This window comes from Pannonibacter sp. XCT-53 (assembly GCF_009915765.1).
In the GTDB taxonomy this organism is placed as follows: domain Bacteria; phylum Pseudomonadota; class Alphaproteobacteria; order Rhizobiales; family Stappiaceae; genus Pannonibacter; species Pannonibacter tanglangensis.
This window is the reverse complement of the sequence record NZ_JAABLQ010000001.1, coordinates 3,026,047-3,046,178: the sequence shown is the minus strand read 5'-3', so window position 1 is coordinate 3,046,178 and position 20,132 is coordinate 3,026,047. Positions and strand designations below refer to the sequence as shown.

The following is a 20,132-nucleotide window of genomic DNA, read 5'->3' as shown; positions in this document are numbered from 1 at the left end:
TGCTGGATCGATGCTTGAGTCCCTTCGTGGACTCGGCTACGCGCCTCCCACTGCACTGGCCGATCTGGTTGACAATTCCATCGCCGCAAATGCGCGCAACGTCGCCATTCATCTTGAATGGGCCGGTCCAGAGAGCTGGGTAAGAATCGTCGATGACGGTGAAGGCATGGACGACGCGACTCTTGAGGCTGGCATGCGCCTTGGCGCACGCGATCCGAGGGCTGAACGCGCCGCCACCGACCTCGGGCGCTTCGGGCTGGGCCTGAAGACGGCCAGCTTCTCTCAGGCTCGGCGGCTCACCGTCGCCAGTCGGAAGGAAGGTGGGCCGGTCGTCTGCCTGCGCTGGGACCTCGATCTCATCGGCCAGGAGCCCGGTGCCGATTGGCCGCTCTTCGAGGGGCCGACGCCGGGATCAGAGCATCTGCTCGCGCCGCTGGACCAGATGGCCCACGGCACTGTCGTGCTCTGGGAGAAACTGGACCGCATTGTAACCGATGGCTTTGCAGCCACCGACATGATCGAGCTCGCGGATCGCGTGGAGGCGCATCTTGCGATGACCTTCCATCGCCTCATCGATGGTCAGCTGCCCATGCTGCGCCTCTCGCTCAATGGCAGAGGATTGAAGCCTTGGGATCCGTACCTACTCGGTCATCCCGGCAAGGCGCTCGAAAGTCCCGAGTATCGGATCCTCCACACCACCGGTGTTACCGTGCAATGCCACGTCCTTCCTCATCGCGACATGCTCAAGCCTACCGAACAGGAAGCGGCGGCGGGGCCCGGAGGATGGACGCAGCAGGAGGGCTTCTACGTCTACCGCAACAAGCGTCTCCTCCTCGCTGGGGGGTGGCTTGGCCTCGGCGAAGGCGGCAAGCCATGGCCGCGCGATGAGGCTCACAGGCTCGCTCGGATCCGGCTCGACATACCGAACAGCGCGGATGCCGATTGGAAGATCAATGTCCTGAAATCGACGGCGAGCCCCCCGGTGCGCCTTCGATCCCAGCTTCATCGTCTCGCAACAGAAACGCGCGACACGGCGCGGCGGGTCTTCGCCCACCGGGGACATGTGACCCCGACCTCAGGCACGCGCCCGAACGCAGTCGCCGAAGCCTGGAAAGTGCGGCGTTCTGCACAAGGAACGTCTTACCGGATCGCTCGTGACCATGATCTTGTCGCCTCAATCCTCGATCGCGCCGGCCCACTCAAGCCAGACATCCTCGCTCTTCTGAGGCTTATCGAAGAGACAGTGCCCGTGCAGCGTATCTGGCTGGATACGGCGGAAGACAAGGAAACGCCGAGAACTGGTTTCACCGGATCGGCCGAGACCGAGGTAATGGAGACCCTGTCCTCGATGTTTGAAGCACTGGTGAAGTTCCGCGGGCTCAGTCCGACTGAGGCGCGGGAGCGGCTCGGTCGCACGCCCCCATTCGATCGGCACCTTGACCTCATTGCATCCCTTCAATTGAAAGACCCACAATGACGATTTCAAGCCAGAAGGCCTTCGATTCAATCCTTTCTATGGCCCAGAACATGCTTCGCCTTGCTGCGGAACGCGCTCAGAGCCCTGTCACTCCGGAACTGATCGAGAAGGAGCTGACCAAGCTTTCGATCATGATGGAGGACGATTTTGCCCTTGTTGATCGGGACGCGCTCGTTGACGAATTGATCCGCCGTTCAAGCCGCACGGTGGGCGAGAACGCCACCCTGTCGAGCGGTGAGGACCATGTCGCCTGGCTTGATGCAGAAAGGAAGAAGGGCTGGACCTATTGGCAGCGTTATTCGGAGTACATGGAAGCGCGCATCCCTTGGACGGCCCTCGATGCTCTCGACGTCGCCACTGACGAAGTCCTTTCGCAGCTCGAGGACCCGACTCGTGAAGGCACCTGGGATCGTCGCGGGCTGGTCGTGGGCCACGTCCAGTCGGGGAAGACAGGCAACTATACCGGACTAATCTGCAAGGCCGCCGACGCCGGTTACAAGATCATCATCGTGCTCGCTGGCCTGCACAATAACCTTCGAGCACAGACCCAGATCCGACTGGACGAGGGGTTCCTCGGTTTTGCCACCATTGCGGATGCTGACGAGCTCCCGGCGGTAGGCGTGGGGCTGATCGACAAGGACATGTCGGTCCGTCCCAACGCCGCAACGAACCGAAGCGACAAGGGCGATTTCAATACGGCCGTTGCGGCGAAGATGAACATCAGCCCGGAAGAGCGACCGTGGTTGTTCGTGGTCAAGAAGAACAAGACGGTACTCGAGCGCCTGCTGCACTGGATCCGCAACCGTGTGGCCAATCACGTCGACCCCGAAACAGGGCGCAAACTCGTCACCAACCTGCCTCTCATGGTGATCGACGACGAGTCCGATCACGGATCTGTCGACACCGGTGAAGATGTCGTGGACGAGTTCGGCACCCCGGATCTCGAACACGAGCCCAAGACGATCAACAGGTTGATCCGGTCGATCCTCCACCATTTCTCGCGGAAGGCCTATGTCGGTTACACTGCGACACCCTTTGCGAATATCTTCATTCATGACCGCGCGGAGACTCAGGAGCACGGACCGGACCTCTTCCCCGCAGCCTTCATCACCAGCCTTGCGGCGCCATCGAATTATGTCGGACCGGGCCGTGTGTTCGGATCAGCCTCCAGCACGCCGGAAGACCTGCCTCTGGTACGCCCGCTTTCGGACGATGAGTTCCAGCCGTGGATGCCGCAACGACACAAGAACGGCTACCGGCCGCGATGGCAGGGGGAGAATCGTGTGCCGGACTCGCTCGCAGAAGCAATCCGCTCCTTCTTCTATGCCTGTGCCGTCAGGAAGCTGCGCGGACAGGGCAGCAAACACTCCTCGATGCTCATCCACGTTACCCGCTTCACTTCGGTACAGAACGCTGTTGTCAACCAAGTCGCAGAGTACGTGCGAGATATGAAGGGCCGCTACACCCGCGGCATCGAGCTCGACAACCTCGAAGCGTCAATGCGCACTGAGTATCAGGAAACATTTTTGCCAGGCATGCAGCGTATCCGTTCCGCCTTCGTCGAAGGCGAAGCGCTGGAGGACTTCTCGTGGGCCGACATTCGCGCTGTCCTCCCCGAAGTGCTGTCCGACATTCGCGTCCGCGAGATAAACGGCACGGCCAAGGACGCACTCGACTACGCCGAAAATGATGGCGCCGGCCTCAAGGTGATTGCCATCGGTGGCGACAAGCTGGCGCGCGGTCTGACGCTGGAGGGTCTCTGCACAAGCTACTTCCTTCGGACCGCGCGCATGTACGACACGCTCATGCAGATGGGGCGCTGGTTTGGCTACCGCGACGGCTACCTTGATGTCTGTCGCCTCTACACGTCGCAGGAAATGGTTGAGTGGTTCGGCCATATCGCCGATGCCGCTGAAGAGTTGCGTCAGGAGTTCGACAACTTGGTCGCGGCTGGCGCCACGCCGAAACAGTTCGGTCTGCGTGTGAAATCGCATTCGGTGCTAACGGTGACCTCTCGGGCCAAGATGAGAAACGCTCGAGCGATGCAGCTGACATATTCGGGCGACCTTCTGCAGACTATCGTGTTCCCCAACCGCAAGGACGACATCGCGGCGAACTTCAAGGCCACGGATCGGTTCGTCAACGCACTCGGTCCATCGACGGATCTGAATGATCAGCATTTCGTTCCACAAGGTCAGAAGTGGAACGGTCACCTTTGGCGAGATGTGCCTGCCTTAAGCGTAATCTCGTTCCTGCGGGACTACAGAACCCACCCTGCCAGTTTCCGGATCATGAGTCCGCTGATTGCGGACTTCATCGAGGAGATGAACAAGGATGGTGAACTCACGAGCTGGACTGTTGCGCTGATCGGAAAGGACGCGGGCCCGGACGACAAGCATCGCAAGGTCGGCAGCTCTTCGGTCAACATGCTGAAGCGGAGGAGAACGACCGAACATGCGGATCGTTATTCTATCAAGACCCTGATCTCGCCTCGCGATCAGGCCATCGATCTGACGGAAGCAGAATGGAAGGCTGCGCTCTGCCTCAGCAAGAAAACGTGGCGCAACGATACCGATCGCAACGAGGGCCGGGAGCCTCCGTCAGAGCCGAGAGGTCCGCAGATCCGTCACCTTCTTGGGGAAGGAGACGCCGAAGCAGGCGTCCGGGCGCGCCGGGAGCGTGGTCTCCTGATGCTCTATCTGATCGATCCCGAGGGTGCCGAGGTCGAAGAGCTCAAGGATGCCGATCCCGTAGTCGGCTGGGCAATCAGTTTTCCGTCAAGCAGCTCTGAGAGAAGGGTTTCCAATTCGAGGTACATCGCCAACAGCGTACTGTGGGGAGGCCTCAATGAGTGGGTGGACTGAAGAGGGAATTGCGCGTGCCTGGCGAGCGCTCGCACGCCAAGAAGCGGCGGAAGACTGGCGATTTGTCCACCTCACCGGGATGGGCTCCGTCTCGGTTGAAGCTGGCTGTCACTTTCCGCTCGGTCGGGAAGCCTTGATCGTCTCCTTTCCCGGATCGTGGCCGGTCAATCCGGCGCAGCTGCCTGAAGGCAAGGGTTTCGACGTCTCTTGTATCGAGGGTCAAGCGGTATTCGCAGGCAAGACGGCGATCGCCCTCGTGAGGCGGTCAGAGGGCTCACCCGACATCTTCGCCATAATGGTCGTGGATGTCTTGAGAACGCTCGAGACTGCAGCCAACAGCGCGAGCCGTGACGTTGTGGGGGCCTTCCTCGAACGGGTCAGGGAGTGGCAGGCTTTCATGGCTCGAACGCACCGCCCTCTTTCGTCCGACGCGCAGATCGGCCTGCTCGGCGAACTCTGGATGCTCAGATTGCTGGCGGACACTTCCATTGGGGCGGGTGCTCTCGACTGCTGGCAGGGACCGCTGCGGGCGGCACAGGACTTCTACGTTCGGGGGGGCGCGATCGAGGTGAAGAGCACGGTCCGGACTGGCAGCTTCCTCGCGCGGATCAACAGCATCGAACAGCTGGATGCTGACCGGGCGCCCAACTTCCTGTGCGCCTTTCGCTTCGAGGAGAATACCGATGGGATCTCGCTCGTCGGTCTTGTGACAGAACTCCGAGAAAGGTTCGGACTGGCCGGAGTGCAACGCGGGTTCGAAGCACTTCTCATGGTGATGGGGTACCTCGACGAGCATGCAGCACTCTACGGGCGCACACTGACATTGAAGGACGCAAGGGCGTTCCGTGCGGAAGGTAACATGCCGCGTCTCACGCGCGCGTCACTTCCAGCTGCCATCCGCTCAGCTGCCTATATGCTCGACCTCGACGCGCTCGGAGTTCCCTCGATCGGACTTTCGGAGTTGATCAACGAATTTGGACTGGATTGACATGAGCCTCGACGAATTTCACCGCAACTTTCGTTCCGATCTGCAGACCATCATCGCCGAGCGCGTAGAGGCCGGCGAAGGCCCATTTCCTTCGGATGAGCTCGTTTTTGCGGAAATGGTCATGGAGCATGTCGCAGAAACCGGGATCTGCGAGGCGCCAACTGTTTGCCACTGGAGCGGCAAGGTTGGCAACGGGAAACTCCGCATTACAGGCTATGCGCTCAGCTCCGATGAAACGGCTCTCGACCTCTTCGTGACCCACTATTTCGGCACTGACGAACTGTTGGACCTGAACGACACGGATGCCACGACTACCGCTAGTGAAGGCGTGCGGTTTCTGTTTCGCGCGGCGAGCGGAAATCTGGACGCCAAGATTGACCCTACCCATCCAGTTCGGGACCTGGTCGCGACCATCAGGTCTCGCTGGAACGATATCGACCGCCTTCGGGTGCTCTTGATCACCGATGGCAAGACCAAGACCAAACGCTTCTCGAACAAGGAAGTTCACGGCAAGATGGTCGCCGTCGAGGCCATGGATATGGAGAGGCTGTTCCGCCACACCGACGGTAAGCCTCGAGACGAGCTGGCCCTCAGCTTTGTCCTGTCGATAGGTCGACCGCTTCCCTGCGTCCACGTCCCGGATCCGGATGCCGATTACGAGTACGCCCTTACTGCAATTCCGGGGCAGATCATCCGCGATCTTTACCTGCGTTTCGGTAGTCGTCTGCTTGAAGCAAATGTCCGGACTTTCCTCGGCGCAAAGCGCTCGGTGAACAAGGGGATCGTCGAAACGTTGCGAAAGGAACCGGAGCACTTCCTTGCGTTCAATAACGGGCTAGTCCTCGTCTGCGACGAAGCGGCGTTCGAGAGGTCTGACGACGGGAACCTGGGTCTTTCGTTTCTGAAGGGTCTGCAGATCGTAAACGGTGGCCAGACAACCTCAACCATCTATTTTGCGTCCCGCGACGATAGGACCATCGACTTGAGCCATGTCATGGTCCCGGCGAAGATCATCATTCTCAAGGGGGCGCAGGATGAAGCGCGTGAGCGGCTGATCAGCAGCGTGTCCCGCTATGCGAACAGTCAGAACGCGGTGAAGATGTCCGACCTGTCTGCCAACCGCCCATTCCATGTCCAACTTGAAAAACTGGCAAACGAGACTTGGTGCCCCGACGGCGCGACGCGGTGGTTCTATGAGCGTGCTGCTGGCGCATACAACGTGATGTTGCTGAGAGATGGCAACACACCGGCCAAGCGTCGGAAACTGCAGGAGATGATCTCGCCGAAACGCAAGCTTACCAAGAATGACATCGCCAAGTACCATGAAGCGTGGCGCGGAAAGCCGAACCAGGTCGCCATGGCTGGCGAAAAGAACTTTGCGGCCTTCATGGCGGCTCTGGATGACGACCCGACAATTGTGCCAAGCCCGCTCGATGTCCGCTGGTATCGGGCGATGATAGCCAAGGTCATCCTTTTCAAGGCGATCGAAAGCATGATCAAGACAAAGCAATCAAAGGACGTGTTTCGCCAGGGGTGGGTCAACATCGCGACCTACGTCGTGTCGGTCGTTGCAGACCGACTTGGCGATCGGCTCGACCTGGAGCAGATATGGATGCGGCAAGGGATCTCGAGTGATTTTCGGGACCTGCTCTGGGAATGGGCCGTGATCGTGAATGCCGAGTTCAATAGGATCGCCCCTGGTCAGCAGATTTCAGAGGTGGCGAAACGCGCAGACACTTGGACCAAAATTCGATCTGCGCACTTCCCCGCCCCACAAGCTTCAGTTCAAGAGTTGCGAGCACAAAAAAATACGGGCGATTGTCCTTGATGAAAGTTGAAGTAACGATATGTCGTGTTCAAGGGTTCGGGGTGGGCATTGATTCGAAAGTTCAATCTCGTTGTGAGATGGCTGTTTCATCGATCGGAAGCCAGCGCGGATCAAGAGATCGATCACCAAGGATCTCTTGGAGCGACACGGTCGAGGAGTCGAAATGAAGCGGTCAACATCCCGCCGCCTGTAGATGATCAGTCCACACTTCAGCCGGCCCAACCGCGAAACGGAGCGTCAGAAAATGAAACACTTCCGGAGATCCTTCCAAACCTTGATTTCGAACCCGAGATAACGTCAGAGAGTTTCTTCAAGGCCAATCAAACCGATGCGATCAGAGGAACATTCCACCGGGTAGAAACCGTCCGTTGGGACCACACGGAAGCAGACTGGAACCTAGAGGAATACGACCTCGCACTGCCCACGAAGTCCGCCGTTCATTGCACTACTGAGCACTGCCCTGAGAGGGAAAACCAGAAGGTACCTGATACAGATCAGGTTTTCGCCGAGGTTGCATTGGAGCGACTTCGCGCGTTTGCATTGGAAAGGCGCTGGCGGGCAGCAGCATCTGCTCTGAGCAAGGCTGCGACGCGCTCTGCAAGACTCTCGAAGCGCGAGCACGCTGCAATCGAGCATGTCCTTAACGTTGCCGACACCTTGGCTCTTCTTCAAGATGAAACAATTGCACTCAGGAACTGGTTGTCCGGGGCTCAGATATGCAAGAACACTACTGAGCTGCCATGCGCAAAGGGTGGGATCGAAAATCATGATGCGGTAATATTAAATGTGGTTGGAAGAATTGAAAAACAGAGTAAAAACCTGCTCGCCAAAACGCGACGACCTACGCAGAAAAGGCTCCACCTCGCAGCCTGTGAGATACGCAATGTTGCAGCAGACCGCAATTGGCTATCACCAAAGTCAAGCCGCGCGCTCAAGAGATTTGGAGACAGAAAGGTTATACTTGATAGATCAGATAGGAATGCGTTGATCTACTTGCTTGATCGTTGTGATGCGTTACCAGAACTGGCAGAGCACGTTGCGAACCTGCGGCGAGCGATCGCGGACTGACTCAGACAGCACGCGCAATCCGTGTTATTTCAGGCAAGAAAGTAGCAATTCCGCAATCTGACGTGCAAGGAACGGCGGCACTGCGTTTCCGACCTGGACATACTGCTGCGTCCGGTTACCGAGAAACAGGTAGTCGTCGGGAAAGGTCTGCAGCCGAGCAGCTTCGCGCAGCGTCAGGCTCCGGCACTGGATCGGATCTGGATGAATGAAGTAGTGGCCATCCTTCGAGATGTGGCTCGTGACCGTGGTCGATGCCTCGCCCGCCAGCTGAACCCGGAAGCGGTCATTGAAAACGCCGCTGTGCCAGTTGCGGTGATCGGGGCTGAGCATCGGAGGAAAGTCGGCGGCCTTCGGGCTGTAGCCACGGACAGCCCCGAACACGGCGGCAAACAGGTAGCGAGCCAGATCCGATGCCATGTGCCCGCGTGTCTCATGCTGGGCGATTGCGCGCAGTTCCGGTCGCTCGATCCACTGCAGCAACTCATCGTTCGAGGTGCCATAGCCGCCAGGAAACTGTGACGCAGCCCGAACTGCAGGCGCATTTTCCTTCACTCGTTCCGAAACAGTAAGGAACGCCTGTTTCTCTTTCCCCGTGGAAATGCCGGCCAGCAACTTCGCGGCGTCGATGACTTCACGTCGCCAGGCAGCCGCGTCGTCGTCCCCGCGGCTGATGCCGCTTCGCAAGACGGGCATGCTCCCTATGACGTCGTTGACCGTCCTGGCCTCCGTTGAGACAGCGATTTCCGCATCGGCGGCCTGTCCTGCGAGGTCCGAACGGATGCCGACGATGATCACTCTGTGGCGACGCTGCGGGACTCCAAACGCCTCGGCGCGCACGATGAAATCCGAGGACTGTGCCGCCTCCTGCAGGCTGGCCTTGCCATCCTCGATCCGGATGGCGCGAAGTTCGTAGTGATGTGCGTGACCCGTGCCGAGCGAGGACAAATCCTCCATCAACATCTCGAAGACAAGTCGGCTTTCGACCGTGGACGAAAGCATGCCCTTGACGTTTTCCATCACGAAGGCAGCTGGGCGAAGCTTGTCGAGAACGCGGATGTACTCGCGAAAGAGGTAGTGCCGCGCATCCTGCTCCGGAACGTAACCGACTTTGCCTCTGGAACGGACGCGCCCAACCAGGGAATAGGCCTGACAGGGCGGCCCCCCGATCAGGATCGTGTCGTCGTACTTTGCTTTCAGCGTCGCGATAGCGCCATCTATTGCGGCCGCCGCAGCCTCGGTGCCGAGCTCAAGCGCGCGTGCCTCGTCTACGGCATGCTGCCACCCTTCGGCATCGACTGCTGACCAGTCCGGTTCAGATACGAGCCCGGCATGGAAATCAATGAACTCTTCCGGCAAGACGCCATGACGTGCACGATACTCGCGCAGAAAGGCTCGCAGCGTCAGAGTCCGATGGGCTGACGCCTCTTTCTCGACCGAAATGCCGATTCGGAACGGCGCATGGCCATTCTCGACGAGCGAAGCGAACCCCTCGCCAAGTCCGCCCGGGCCGGCGAACAGATCGACAATGCCGAAAGTGGATGGCAAATCAGGCTCCTGACGAATTTCTTTCAGCCGGTGTATACTAGGTTCGAGGACGAAAACCAGGGCGTATATGACCGATATCGTGGACCAGCAGACCCGTTCCCGAATGATGTCGGGGATCAGGGGAAAGAACACCAAGCCCGAGCTGGCTCTTAGGCGGGCATTGCACGCGCGCGGCTTTCGTTTCCGGCTCCATTCCAAGAACGTTTTCGGGCAACCGGACCTCGTCTTTCCGAAGTATCGCGCCGTCGTCTTCGTGCATGGCTGCTTCTGGCATCGCCACGAGGGCTGTCGCTTCGCCTCAACCCCGTCGACCCGCGAGGAGTTCTGGCGGAAGAAGTTCGAGGCGAACGTTGCCCGGGATAGCGCTGTTCGCGCCAAGCTGTTCGCCGAAAGATGGCGCTTGGCGACAGTCTGGGAGTGTGCGCTTCGGAAACCGGATCAGGTGAAAGCCACCACCGACTTTCTGTCAGCGTGGCTGCATTCGAACGAGCTTCAGCTCCAGATCGGCAACAAGGATATTCGCACCCGCACCAATCCCTGACCCTTACGTGCAGACTTTGAGTGGCCTGCTGCCGGTTTCGTGGACACTGAGATCAGGTGTTTGAGGGACCTGGAGAGTTGGAATGCAGAAAGAGAAGTCCAGTCGCGAGTTCAGGCTTGAAGCGGTGAGGCTGTTGAAGGATCGAGGCGTCCCGCTGGCTCGTTAACTGCCGAGGGGAGTACCTTCGATTTCGGTTCCTTGACACGCAAGCGACAGAAATCAAAGCGTTCAGGTACAAGACTGAAAATCTGAATTATTTCAGACGGCTACAAGAACTTGATCAAATCCGCGCAGTCATCAGGTTCAGAGAATATCGGCCTTGAGAGACTGCTTCCGCGCCACCTGGCGAGTGCGCCAGTGCTCAGCCTTTCCCGCATAACCCTCGAAAAGAACGTAAAAATCCTGCCGGGGCCGGATCGGGAGAAGGTCTTTGGTAGGGAGAATGGCGGACAGAGAGGGTGTCACCTTCTCTTGTCTGTCCAATACCTTGGCCTGTCCAACCCCCCTTTTGGCGGGTATTGATTTTGCTGGCGTTTTTCCGCGCGTGTCCAACCGGAAAAAGGCCGGAGCAGCGTGATGGCGGACGCGGGCACCTTCGACTTTGCGTCCCTGGCGCGACCTGTTGCGCTTGAATTGTACGGCGAGCCGAACGCGCGGCTGTCGTCGGCCACCGAACTGCGCTTTGGATCGAATGGCAGTCTCAAGGTTGCGGTCGCAGGGGATGCGGCTGGCACGTTCTCAGATTTTGAGGCGGGTGACAGCGGCGGCTTGCTGGCACTGGTGGCCCGCAAGATCGGCGGCGGCGAGCGGGCGGCGTTGGACTGGCTGCGGCAGCGCTTCGGGCAGGGCGAGGCCCCGCGCCGGGATGCCGGGCGCATTGTCGCGGTCTATCCGTATCAAGATGAGGACGGGCGCACTCTCTTTGAAGTCGTGCGAAAGGAACCGAAGACATTTTTGCAGCGTCGTTCGGCGTCTGACTACAGTGTTAAAGGCGTCCGCGTCGTTCCGTACCGGCTCCCGCACCTGATCGAGCCGCTTGCGCTGAAGCGTCCCATTTTCATTGTCGAAGGCGAGAAAGACGCCGACCGGCTGGCCGCGCTTGGCGCGCCGGCGACGTGCAATGCCGGTGGTGCCGGAAAATGGCGCGACGAGCATTCGGCCTTTTTCACCGGGGCCGATGTGATCATCATTCCGGACAATGACAGGGCGGGCGAGGATCACGCCGACAAGGTGGCAAGAAGCCTCAAGGGCATCGCCGCTCGCGTCCGCATCCTGCGGCTCATGTCGCTGGACCGGAAAGGCGACGTGTCCGACTGGCTCGATGCCGGAGGGCGGATCGAACAGCTTTACGAGCTGGCCGAAGCGGCTCCGGACTGGCGTCCGGCGTCAAAGCTGCCGCTCACTTGGCTTGGAGATGAGGACCGCGTGCCGCCGCGCCGCTGGCTTGTAAAAGGGCTCCTTGGCAAGAACGAACTGTCGATCATCCATGCACCGTCAGGCGGCGGCAAATCGTTCTTCGCGCTCGACCTGTCCGCGCGCATCGCGGCGGGGCTGGACTGGTTTGACCATCAAGTCACGCCGTGTCCGGTTCTCTATGTCGCCGCCGAGGGCGCGGGCGGTTTTCGCCTGCGCATGAAGGCATGGCGGCAAAAGCACCCGGACGCGGAGGGCGCGCCGTTTGTGATGCTGTCCCGGTCGGTTGACCTGCTCGACCCGCGATCCGATGCGGTCGAGGTGCTGGCCGATGCCATTGCCGAGGTGAAGGATGCGACCGGCGAGGCTGTCGGGCTGATCGTCCTGGACACGTTGTCCCGGATGATGCCCGGCGGCGTGGACAGCGAGCCGCGCGACGTGAAGGCATTCCTTGAGAATACGGAAAGACTTCGCACGGAAACCGCCGCGCATGTCATGATTATCCATCATAGCGGCAAGGAAACAGACCGTGGGATGCGTGGTTCTTCCATGCTGAGGGACTACGCAGACACAGTAATCGAGATCAAGGGGAACGACACGGACGGCCCCTTGCGCGCTGTCATCTCAAAGCAGAAGGATGGCGAAGACGGCACCGAGTACCGGTTTACTCTTGCGCAATCGACTGTTGGCTCGGACGAGGATGGTGACGAGATCACCTCTTGCGTTGTCGAGGCCATCGGCGCGAGCGCGGGCGCTGGATCGCAAAAGAAGCCGAAACTGTCCGACCGGGAAGAGATCGCCCGGCGATGCCTGGCCGACCTGCTGGCCGGGGATGCCGTTACACCTGTTACAGGCGTTGCGGCGGCAAGTGTAACGCGTGCTGTAACGGTCGAACAGTGGCGGGACGCGGTGCGTAACCGGCTTGCCATCGAAAACGACAGCACCTTCCGCGTCACATGGAAACGCATTCAGGACAAGCTGTTGCGGCTGTCTGTTGTGGGCATTGATAGGGGGCTGGTGTGGCTGGCGTTACATCAATGAAACGGCGTTACAACAACACATGCAACGGCGATGCGAGGGGGGCGTTACATCCCCTAGTCCCCCTTAAGGGGGGGACTAGGGATGTAACGAACTCCCTCTCTGAGATCGCCGCCCGGCTCGACCGGCTGCGGCCGTCGCACCGCGATCCCGAGCACTTCCACGAGGAAAAGTCAGAACTGGCCTTCGCCATCCGCGAACTGGCCCGCGAGCTTGCGGGTCCTTCCCCATCGGGTTCCGTTGCGCGGGATGCGACCCCCGGAATTTTGGGCTCTGCGGAATTTCGTAAGGGGGAGCCGGGCCGATGAGTGAGACGGCGGAAATACTAAATCTTTCCAGTGACTTGCTTGGAGAGGCGCAGCGCTATGCCGGGGATGTTGCCGCCTTCGGCCTCGTCGTGGATGGCGACAACCTTGCTGCCCTGGTCGGCGTCAACCCAAGGACTATCCGAGACCTTGCGCAGCGCGGGCTTGTCGTGAAGGTCGGGACGGATCGTTACGACCTCACGAAATCGCTCCAAGGCTATGCCTCGCACCTTCGGGAGATGGCGGCGGGGCGGGGCGATGAGGCGAGCGCGATTTTCCTGACGGCCGAACGGGCGCGCCTCGCGAAGGAACAAGCCGACCATGCAGCGCTGAAGAACGCGGCCCTGCGGCGAGAGCTGGTGCCGGCTTCTGAGGTGGCAGCGACATGGGGCGGCATCGTCCGGCAGGTCCGGTCGCGGCTGCTGGCGGTGCCGGCGCGGGTCCGCCAGGGGCTGGCCCATCTGAGCGCTCGCGACGTGGACGTGATCGACGCCGAGATCCGGTGTGCGCTTGAGGAACTTGCCGAAGATGACTGACACCCTGACCCGCCTGCGCAAGGACGCACTCGCCGGCCTGCTGCCGCCGCCCCGGCGGCTCTTGTCGCAGTGGATCGAGCGCAACGTGATGTTGCCGGAGGGCGTCTCGGCGCTGCCCGGCGCGGTCCAGCTCTGGCCGTTCCAGCGCGAAATTGCGGACGCCATTGGTGATCCGGCCATCGAGCGCGTGACGCTGGTCAAGCCCGTCCGCGTCGGTTTTACCACGCTCCTGACCGGCGCGCTTGCCGGATACATCGCCAACGATCCCGCGCCGATCCTGTGCCTGCTGCCGACGGAGGCAGATTGCAGAGATTACATGGTGTCCGATATCGAACCGATTTTTGACGCCTCACCGGCCCTTTCCGGCCTGATCGGCTCCGGCGTTGACGAGACCGGACGCAACACGATCCTGTCCCGCCGCTTCCCCGGTGGCAGTCTGAAGATCGTGGCCGCGAAGGCCCCCCGCAACTTGCGACGGCATAATGTGCGCGTGCTGTTGTGCGACGAGGTCGACGGCATGGAGACGAGCGCCGAAGGATCGCCGATATTGCTGGCGGAAAAGCGGACGCTGTCGTTCCCGGATCGCAAGGTCGTAATCGGATCGACGCCCGTGTTTGAAGAGACCTCCCACGTGCTGCGGTCCTATGCGGCATCCGACGCGCGCGTCTTCGAGGTGCCGTGCCCGGACTGCGGCGCATTCCATGAAATCACCTGGGGGGACATCCATTGGCCGGAAGGCCAGCCAGAGAAGGCGGCGTATGCTTGCCGGTCCTGCGGTTCGGTCATCGACGAGACCCACAAGCCGGCAATGGTCGCCGCCGGTCGCTGGCGCGCAACGCGCCCGGAGGTGCAGGGACACGCCGGCTTCCGGCTGAATGCCCTGGTGTCCCTGCTCGCAAACGCGAGTTGGGGGAAGCTGGCGGCGGAATTTATCGCGGCCAAGGACGATCCGGCGCGCCTGCAAACCTTCGTCAATACGATCCTTGGCCAGGGCTGGCGCGAGGATGGCGAGGAACTGGACGACGCCGCCCTTGCCGCCCGCGCCGAGCCGTTCAGCCTGGACGCCATCCCTGCCGAGGTGCTGACCCTGACGGCCGGCGTAGACGTGCAACGCGACCGCCTCGAGGTGACCGTGATCGGCTGGACACGGGACGCTGAAGCCTTTGTTCTCGGCGCGTTCGTGGTGTGGGGATTGCCCGATGATGACGCCACCTGGACCGAATTGGACGACATGCTGAAGATGCGCTTCCCGCATCCGCTTGGCGGCAAGATCGGCATCGATGCGGCGGCCGTGGATTCGGGCGACGGCGAGACCATGGAATCGGTCTACAGGTTCTGTTTTCCCCGTGCGGGCCGAAAGGTGCTGGCGATCAAGGGTGTCGAAGGCAACAGGCCATGGATTGAAAAGTCGAAGCAGAAAATCCGGGGCGGCGCGCTGTGGATTGTGGGTGTTGACGGCATCAAAAGCCACCTCAACGCACGCCTGGCACGGGCGCGGTCGCTGCGGTTTTCAGATAGCCTGCCGCTCTCTTGGTTTGAGCAACTCGCGTCTGAACGTGTCGTCGTGCGCTACAGCCGGGGCCAACCAAAGCGCCGGTTCGAGCGCATTTCCGGCCGCCGTGCCGAGGCGTTGGACTGCGTCGTCTATGCCTTCGCCGCGCGGCAAATCGTGAATATCAACTGGGAAAGTCGCCTTGATGAGCTGCGGCGCGGCATCGAAAGCACAGCACCGAAAGTTGCCAGCGTCGTCAAGTCGAAGTGGATCAGATGACGCCTTTGCGAAGCCGGACCCCCGGCCCCTCGCCGTTCTCACTCACGAAAATGATACCGGCCTGTTCGAGGGCGGAAACAACCTTCTCTACGGTATCAGATCGGCCACCTAACGGCCCGTCCGATGCCTCTAGCCGCTTGATTGTCGGTTCGGAAACACCGGACCTAAGGGCCAGGTCTGACTGAGACCAGCCTAAGAGTGCGCGTGCTGCCTTCACTTGGCGGATTGATACTTTTGGTATTGACAACACGGCAGTCGTCCTTTTACTACTTTTAGTATCAATAGCGAACCCGAAGGGGAAAGACAATGCCCAGACAGCAGTTTGCGGCAGCCGCTCGCGGCTTGCCCGTTACCTGGATGCCCATGACGCCAAGCCTTCGGGCGCGGATCGAGGCCACAATCGACAACCTGGTCGCGCTGCTCGACGAGATCGACGGCGATGCGGACTTCGAGCCGGATCCGGTCGAGGGCAACGGCGACGAGCGCGACCTCGACAATTTCGAGACCTTCAGCCAGGGCGCGGACGAGGTCCGCCGACGTTGGCTGGCCGAAGCGGGGTGAGACCGAAAAGAACTATTGACGAACTGTCGGAGGTTTGGCATAGTTCAGACAACATGTCGGAGATTTTAAATGCAAACCGTTCGCCTTCGGCCCCTCTGCAACGAACTGGACCTCAACGCGACCCGCGTTGAACAGTGGATTTCGCGGGGCTACTTCAAACCGTCTGAAGCCGGCGTTGCCGGCCGCGCGCGGCAGTTGACCAAGAAGGACGCCGTCACCCTGCTGGCACTTGCCGAGCTTGTGGACGCTGGCCTTGATGCGGCAACCATTCACCGCGAAGTCGAGAACCTGTTCCTGTTCAAGGGGCGTTCCTATCTGGTCATCTCGCGCGGCGAGCTTGGCCTTCTCGTCCCGGCGAGCGAACGGGGCAAGCCGGCTCCGACAGCTGCGGACTGCACTCGCGTGCCGCTGGCGGCCGGCGATTATCGCAGCGATATTGTCGCTGAAGCGGACCTGCCGGGTGTCCTGGCCGACCCCTTCAAGTCGGTCTCCATCGTCGTCAGCCTTGACTACCTGGTCGCCGTTGTCGATGCGGCATGGGAGCGGCTTGCGGACGGCAAGGGCGGCACGGCGGACTGACCCATGTTTCCCTTGGCCCTGCCGAACCTCCTTCGCCGCTTGAACAAACCGGGCGCAAAGACAGCCCGGAGCGTGAACGCGGCCTCCGCGAACTGGCCGGACGATCCCCGCAGCCTGTCCGGCGCGGCGGACATGCGGCAGGCAGGGCAGACGGTCGCGCAACGGGTGGCGGGACTGTACATCAATGACCCGGTTGTGCGTTCTGCGGTGTCTTTGATCGTCTCCCAGGTTGCAGGCAGCGGCGTCCGGCTCAACACACCGGACGCCGCGCTTGACGCAGCGTTCAACAGCGCGCGGCTGGACCCGTCCCGGCGCATGTCGGCAGCGGCCCTTCAGCGCGCCGCTGTCCGGTCCTACGCCCTGACCGGCGAAGTTCTCGGAATCCACCGGGTGATCGATGGGGCCTATGCCTTTCAGCTTCTCGACCCGGAACAGCTGGACCGAAGCAAAAATGAAGATCGCGGCGCGGCCGGCACGGTGGTGGCCGGTGTCGAGCGCGATGGGCGAGGGGTTATAGTCGGGTACTTCCTTCTGACGACCGCCCCAGGTGACCCTTTCGCCGGAACCTCGGCGGCGTCGATCCGCCACGACGCCGCCGAGGTGATCCACCTGTACGACGCAGAATTTCCCGGCCAGGTGCGCGGCGTCAGCCCGCTTGTCGCCGCGCTGCCGGTTTTGAACAATGCGTCCATCGCAATTGAGGCGCGCCTGAAACAGCTTCAGGTCAGCGCCATGCTGACCGCCATCCTGACCAGCCCGGACGGCGCGGATGCTTTCGACGGCGAGCCGAACCCGAGCCTCGAGCCCGGCGCGATCATCCGCACCCGACCCGGTGAGGGCGTCGAAGTGGTGAACGGCCCCCAAAGCCCTGATTTTAACTCGTTCATCAAGGTCCTGTATCGCCAGATCGCCGCCGCAATCGGTGTGACGTACGAAGATCTGATCGGAGATCTTGAGGGCGTCAATTACTCGTCCTTCAGAGGCGGCGCTCTGACCGCCCGACGCAAGGCCGAAGCCCTGCGCCGCGTGCTTCTCATCGAGGGCTTCCTCGACCCGATCTTTCGCCGCTGGCTGGCCATCGAGACGCTGGCCGGGCGCGTTTACGGCGCTGAGGAACCCGGCTGGATCGAACCCGCGTGGCCCCAAGTCGACCCGATGAAGGAAGCCAGCGCCGACATCGCGCTTCTGGGAGCCGGGCTCAAATCCCGCAAGGAGATCGTCGAGGCGCGCGGACGCGAATTTGAAACCGTCCTTGCCGAGATCGCTGCCGACGACACAAAGCCGGCAAAGGAGGAAGCATGAGCAAGCCCATTTGCCGCCTCGACGCCCAGGCGCGGCCGAACAGCTTCGACCCGGAGACCCGCACCTTCACCGTGATCGTCGCGACCAGCGCGCCAGTGGACCGGGGCAGCTATCTAGAAGTTCTCGACCTGAAGGCGTTCGGTGCCGCTGGCTGGCCGGAGCGGCTGCCGCTGCAAACCGACCATTCGACTAGCGTGCGCGACACGGTCGGGACGCTCATGAATTTCCGCACCGAAGACCTCGACGGCGGCGTCACGGCCCTGGTGGCGGACGGTCGCCTGTCCAGCCGGGCCGACAACGCGGCGCTGGCGGCCAACTTGGCGGACGGCGTGCAGACGGCATTCAGCGTGTCCTTCGCGGTGTCGAAGTGGCTGACCCTCACCGATCCCGCAAGCGGAAGGAAAATCCGCAAGGCCGTCGCCGGGCGGCTGATTGAAGGCTCTTTTGTCGTTACCCCGGCCGATCCCTTGTCGCAAATCAGGAGTGAAAACATGCCCCCCGAAGTTGAAACAGAAACCCGCATGACGCCGGCCGCGTTCGATACAGTGTGCCGCGCCGCCGGCGTGCCGGATGATGTGCGCGAGGCGCTGCGAGACAGCGATGCGCCGGACGCCGAGAAGATGCGCCTGGCGCTGGCTGCGGTCGAGCGTGCCGCGCCGACCCTGCGCACCGTGCGCAGCGGCCACAACGACGAGACTTTCGACAATCCGGGCGTCTTGCGCGCGGCCGTCGTCGAGTTTTTCGACACGGTGAACCGGGGCGAAACCCCGACCGGACGCGCCGCTGAAGTGTTCGCCCAGGGCGAGCGGGCGCTGGCCGAGAAAATCTGCCGGAATGCTGGCATCACCACCGTCGGTCTGTCCGATGCGGAGGTGATCCGCCGCGCGGCAACGACTTCCGACTTCCCGATCATCGCCGGGGCAACCTTCAATCTCGCGATGCGCCGCGAACTGGACGCCGCCGCCTCGCCGGTGGCGGCGCTGTTTGGCCGGGACACGGTGACGAGCTTCAACCCAGAAACGCGCGGCCAGGCGGACTGGACATCTCTCGCCATCGCCGACCGGCTGGAGTCGGGGCATTACAGACACTCTTTTATTCACGAGAGCGGTGAAACCGTGTCCGTTGCTATCATCGGCGGCATCACGTCGAAGAGCTACGAACTAACCATCAATGCCGGCGCCCGGCTCGGCAATGATGGCGTGCAGCTCGGGAAGCGGATGGCCGCCGAGATCGCCGACCGTCAGGTCGCCTTCCTGGAACAGGCCAGTGCCGCGGGGCCGAAGATGCGCGACGGGAACCCGGTGTTTCACGCATCGCGCGGCAACATTGCCCAATTCGCCCAGCTGGAAAGCACCATGCTTGGGCAGATGATGGGCTTGCGCTCCGGCATGGCCAAGCGCAAGGGCGCTGGCAATGTGATGATCGGACAGTATCCGACGCACTGGCTGGTGCACTCTGATTACGAAGAGACCGCGATGCGGCTTCTGGCCTTCGTGACCGCTTCGGCGGTGGCGGACGTGAACCCCCTGGCCGGCAAGCTTCAAATCGTTGTTGAGCCTCGTCTGACGAACCCGTCCGTCAGCTGGCTGGCCGTCGCGCCGGCGAAGATGGACGGCGCGGCCCGCGTGTTCCTTCAAGGCCAGGAAGCCCCCTTTACGGACAGCCGGATCGACTTTGACACCGACGCCGTGCAGTTCAAGATCCGCCACCCCTTCGGCCTTGCGTGGCTCGAGTGGCGGAGCTGGACCCGCCTTGACCATGTGCCGGGTTGACCATGACGAGCCAGGCCGAACTTCAGGCGCATCTCGACACCTTGCGGGCGCTGCGGGCGCGCGGCGTCCGCAAGGTCGCGGTCGACGGTGAGGAAGTGGAGTACCGTTCGGACGCCGAACTTGCCGCCGCTATCGCCGACATCGAGCACCGGCTCGCGACCCTGACCGCTCCGCGCGCGCGGATCTTCTCTCCAAAATGTACGAAGGGCTACTGACCATGCGAAATTATGTGCACCCGGGCGACACGCTCGACTTGACCGCGCCGGCTGGTGGCATCGCCAGCGGCGAGGGCTTCCTCTTCGGCGACATCTTCGGCGTGGCCGCGATGAACGCTGCCCCCGGCGCGCTTGTTGCCGTCAAGGTGGCGGGCGTGTTCCGCCTGCCGAAGGTTGCAGCCAGCGGGCTGACCGAAGGCCAGAAGGTTTACTGGTCCGCCGCCGAGCGCAAGGTGACCGGCACCGCCTCCGGCAACACCCTGATTGGCCACTGCACGAAAGCCGCCGCCGCAGGCACGGCTGACGTGCTCGTCCGCGTGAGCAACTGA

17 protein-coding genes are annotated in these 20,132 nt (G+C 61.5%); 15 read left to right on the top strand and 2 right to left on the bottom strand.

What is annotated here, in order from left to right; all coding sequences use genetic code 11:
• The first annotated feature begins 10 nt into the window (after positions 1 to 10).
• Genes GWI72_RS13525 through GWI72_RS13505 form a run of 5 tightly spaced genes read left to right on the top strand, consistent with a single transcriptional unit; the run spans position 11 to position 8,225 of the window.
• Positions 11 to 1,477, top strand: coding sequence for an ATP-binding protein (locus GWI72_RS13525; RefSeq protein WP_244314241.1), 1,467 nt, complete (start codon positions 11 to 13; stop codon positions 1,475 to 1,477).
• A complete protein-coding gene (locus GWI72_RS13520; RefSeq protein WP_161708921.1) occupies positions 1,474 to 4,341 on the top strand; it encodes a Z1 domain-containing protein in 2,868 nt (955 codons plus the stop codon). The genes GWI72_RS13525 and GWI72_RS13520 overlap by 4 nt, the downstream gene beginning before the upstream one ends.
• Positions 4,325 to 5,329 carry a PD-(D/E)XK motif protein gene (locus GWI72_RS13515; protein ID WP_161708920.1) on the top strand — a complete coding sequence of 335 codons (1,005 nt, stop codon included), beginning with the start codon at positions 4,325 to 4,327 and terminating at the stop codon, positions 5,327 to 5,329. The genes GWI72_RS13520 and GWI72_RS13515 overlap by 17 nt, the downstream gene beginning before the upstream one ends.
• A 1-nt stretch (position 5,330) precedes the next feature.
• Complete coding sequence (locus GWI72_RS13510) at positions 5,331 to 7,157, top strand: AIPR family protein (RefSeq protein ID WP_161708919.1); 1,827 nt, start codon at positions 5,331 to 5,333, stop codon at positions 7,155 to 7,157.
• Between the two features lie 24 nt (positions 7,158 to 7,181).
• Positions 7,182 to 8,225 carry a hypothetical protein gene (locus tag GWI72_RS13505; RefSeq protein ID WP_161708918.1) on the top strand — a complete coding sequence of 348 codons (1,044 nt, stop codon included), beginning with the start codon at positions 7,182 to 7,184 and terminating at the stop codon, positions 8,223 to 8,225.
• 24 nt (positions 8,226 to 8,249) lie between these two features.
• Here the strand turns inward: GWI72_RS13505 and GWI72_RS13500 are convergent, their stop codons facing one another.
• The gene (locus GWI72_RS13500) at positions 8,250 to 9,770 is read right to left on the bottom strand and encodes a DNA cytosine methyltransferase (protein ID WP_179956073.1); all 1,521 of its coding nucleotides are present in this window, start codon (positions 9,768 to 9,770) and stop codon (positions 8,250 to 8,252) included.
• A 67-nt stretch (positions 9,771 to 9,837) separates the two neighbouring features.
• Between GWI72_RS13500 and GWI72_RS13495 the strand changes: the two genes are divergently transcribed.
• The 4 genes from GWI72_RS13495 (at position 9,838) to GWI72_RS13480 (ending at position 15,374) form a co-directional block, all read left to right on the top strand.
• A complete protein-coding gene (locus tag GWI72_RS13495) occupies positions 9,838 to 10,311 on the top strand; it encodes a very short patch repair endonuclease (RefSeq protein WP_161708917.1) in 474 nt (157 codons plus the stop codon).
• 576 nt (positions 10,312 to 10,887) lie between these two features.
• Positions 10,888 to 12,765: an AAA family ATPase gene (locus tag GWI72_RS13490; RefSeq protein WP_161708916.1), complete on the top strand. Its 1,878-nt coding sequence runs from the start codon at positions 10,888 to 10,890 to the stop codon at positions 12,763 to 12,765.
• Between the two features lie 301 nt (positions 12,766 to 13,066).
• On the top strand, positions 13,067 to 13,603 hold the full coding sequence (locus tag GWI72_RS13485; RefSeq protein ID WP_161708915.1) for a terminase small subunit: 537 nt from the start codon (positions 13,067 to 13,069) through the stop codon (positions 13,601 to 13,603).
• Positions 13,596 to 15,374, top strand: a complete 1,779-nt coding sequence (locus tag GWI72_RS13480) for a phage terminase large subunit family protein (protein WP_161708914.1) — start codon at positions 13,596 to 13,598, stop codon at positions 15,372 to 15,374. The genes GWI72_RS13485 and GWI72_RS13480 overlap by 8 nt, the downstream gene beginning before the upstream one ends.
• Here the strand turns inward: GWI72_RS13480 and GWI72_RS13475 are convergent.
• Positions 15,367 to 15,591 carry a helix-turn-helix domain-containing protein gene (locus GWI72_RS13475; RefSeq protein ID WP_348272696.1) on the bottom strand — a complete coding sequence of 75 codons (225 nt, stop codon included), beginning with the start codon at positions 15,589 to 15,591 and terminating at the stop codon, positions 15,367 to 15,369. The genes GWI72_RS13480 and GWI72_RS13475 overlap by 8 nt on opposite strands.
• A gap of 146 nt (positions 15,592 to 15,737) precedes the next feature.
• On the opposite strand from GWI72_RS13475, the gene GWI72_RS13470 reads away from it, so the two are divergent.
• From GWI72_RS13470 to GWI72_RS13445, 6 genes are all read left to right on the top strand, one after another.
• Entirely contained in the window at positions 15,738 to 15,935 is a 198-nt protein-coding gene (locus GWI72_RS13470) for a hypothetical protein (RefSeq protein WP_161708913.1), read from the top strand.
• 69 nt (positions 15,936 to 16,004) lie between these two features.
• Complete coding sequence (locus GWI72_RS13465; protein ID WP_161708912.1) at positions 16,005 to 16,514, top strand: hypothetical protein; 510 nt, start codon at positions 16,005 to 16,007, stop codon at positions 16,512 to 16,514.
• 3 nt (positions 16,515 to 16,517) lie between these two features.
• The gene (locus tag GWI72_RS13460; protein WP_161708911.1) at positions 16,518 to 17,816 is read left to right on the top strand and encodes a phage portal protein; all 1,299 of its coding nucleotides are present in this window, start codon (positions 16,518 to 16,520) and stop codon (positions 17,814 to 17,816) included.
• On the top strand, positions 17,813 to 19,588 hold the full coding sequence (locus tag GWI72_RS13455; protein WP_161708910.1) for a phage major capsid protein: 1,776 nt from the start codon (positions 17,813 to 17,815) through the stop codon (positions 19,586 to 19,588). Before GWI72_RS13460 ends, GWI72_RS13455 begins: the two co-directional genes overlap by 4 nt.
• Positions 19,589 to 19,590: 2 nt before the next feature.
• Entirely contained in the window at positions 19,591 to 19,803 is a 213-nt protein-coding gene (locus GWI72_RS13450) for a phage head-tail joining protein (protein ID WP_161708909.1), read from the top strand.
• Between the two features lie 2 nt (positions 19,804 to 19,805).
• Positions 19,806 to 20,132, top strand: coding sequence for a DUF2190 family protein (locus GWI72_RS13445; protein WP_161708908.1), 327 nt, complete (start codon positions 19,806 to 19,808; stop codon positions 20,130 to 20,132).

Excerpts from the sequence above, each read along its gene's own strand:
- GWI72_RS13495 (WP_161708917.1), top strand. The coding sequence starts at position 9,838 with ATGACCGATATCGTGGACCAGCAGACCCGTTCCCGAATGATGTCGGGG.
- GWI72_RS13460 (WP_161708911.1), top strand. The coding sequence starts at position 16,518 with ATGTTTCCCTTGGCCCTGCCGAACCTCCTTCGCCGCTTGAACAAACCG.
- GWI72_RS13470 (WP_161708913.1), top strand. The coding sequence starts at position 15,738 with ATGACGCCAAGCCTTCGGGCGCGGATCGAGGCCACAATCGACAACCTG.
- GWI72_RS13520 (WP_161708921.1), top strand. The coding sequence starts at position 1,474 with ATGACGATTTCAAGCCAGAAGGCCTTCGATTCAATCCTTTCTATGGCC.
- GWI72_RS13525 (WP_244314241.1), top strand. The coding sequence starts at position 11 with ATGCTTGAGTCCCTTCGTGGACTCGGCTACGCGCCTCCCACTGCACTG.
- GWI72_RS13465 (WP_161708912.1), top strand. The coding sequence starts at position 16,005 with ATGCAAACCGTTCGCCTTCGGCCCCTCTGCAACGAACTGGACCTCAAC.
- GWI72_RS13515 (WP_161708920.1), top strand. The coding sequence starts at position 4,325 with ATGAGTGGGTGGACTGAAGAGGGAATTGCGCGTGCCTGGCGAGCGCTC.
- GWI72_RS13490 (WP_161708916.1), top strand. The coding sequence starts at position 10,888 with ATGGCGGACGCGGGCACCTTCGACTTTGCGTCCCTGGCGCGACCTGTT.
- GWI72_RS13480 (WP_161708914.1), top strand. The coding sequence starts at position 13,596 with ATGACTGACACCCTGACCCGCCTGCGCAAGGACGCACTCGCCGGCCTG.
- GWI72_RS13455 (WP_161708910.1), top strand. The coding sequence starts at position 17,813 with ATGAGCAAGCCCATTTGCCGCCTCGACGCCCAGGCGCGGCCGAACAGC.
- GWI72_RS13445 (WP_161708908.1), top strand. The coding sequence starts at position 19,806 with ATGCGAAATTATGTGCACCCGGGCGACACGCTCGACTTGACCGCGCCG.
- GWI72_RS13450 (WP_161708909.1), top strand. The coding sequence starts at position 19,591 with ATGACGAGCCAGGCCGAACTTCAGGCGCATCTCGACACCTTGCGGGCG.
- GWI72_RS13510 (WP_161708919.1), top strand. The coding sequence starts at position 5,331 with ATGAGCCTCGACGAATTTCACCGCAACTTTCGTTCCGATCTGCAGACC.
- GWI72_RS13485 (WP_161708915.1), top strand. The coding sequence starts at position 13,067 with ATGAGTGAGACGGCGGAAATACTAAATCTTTCCAGTGACTTGCTTGGA.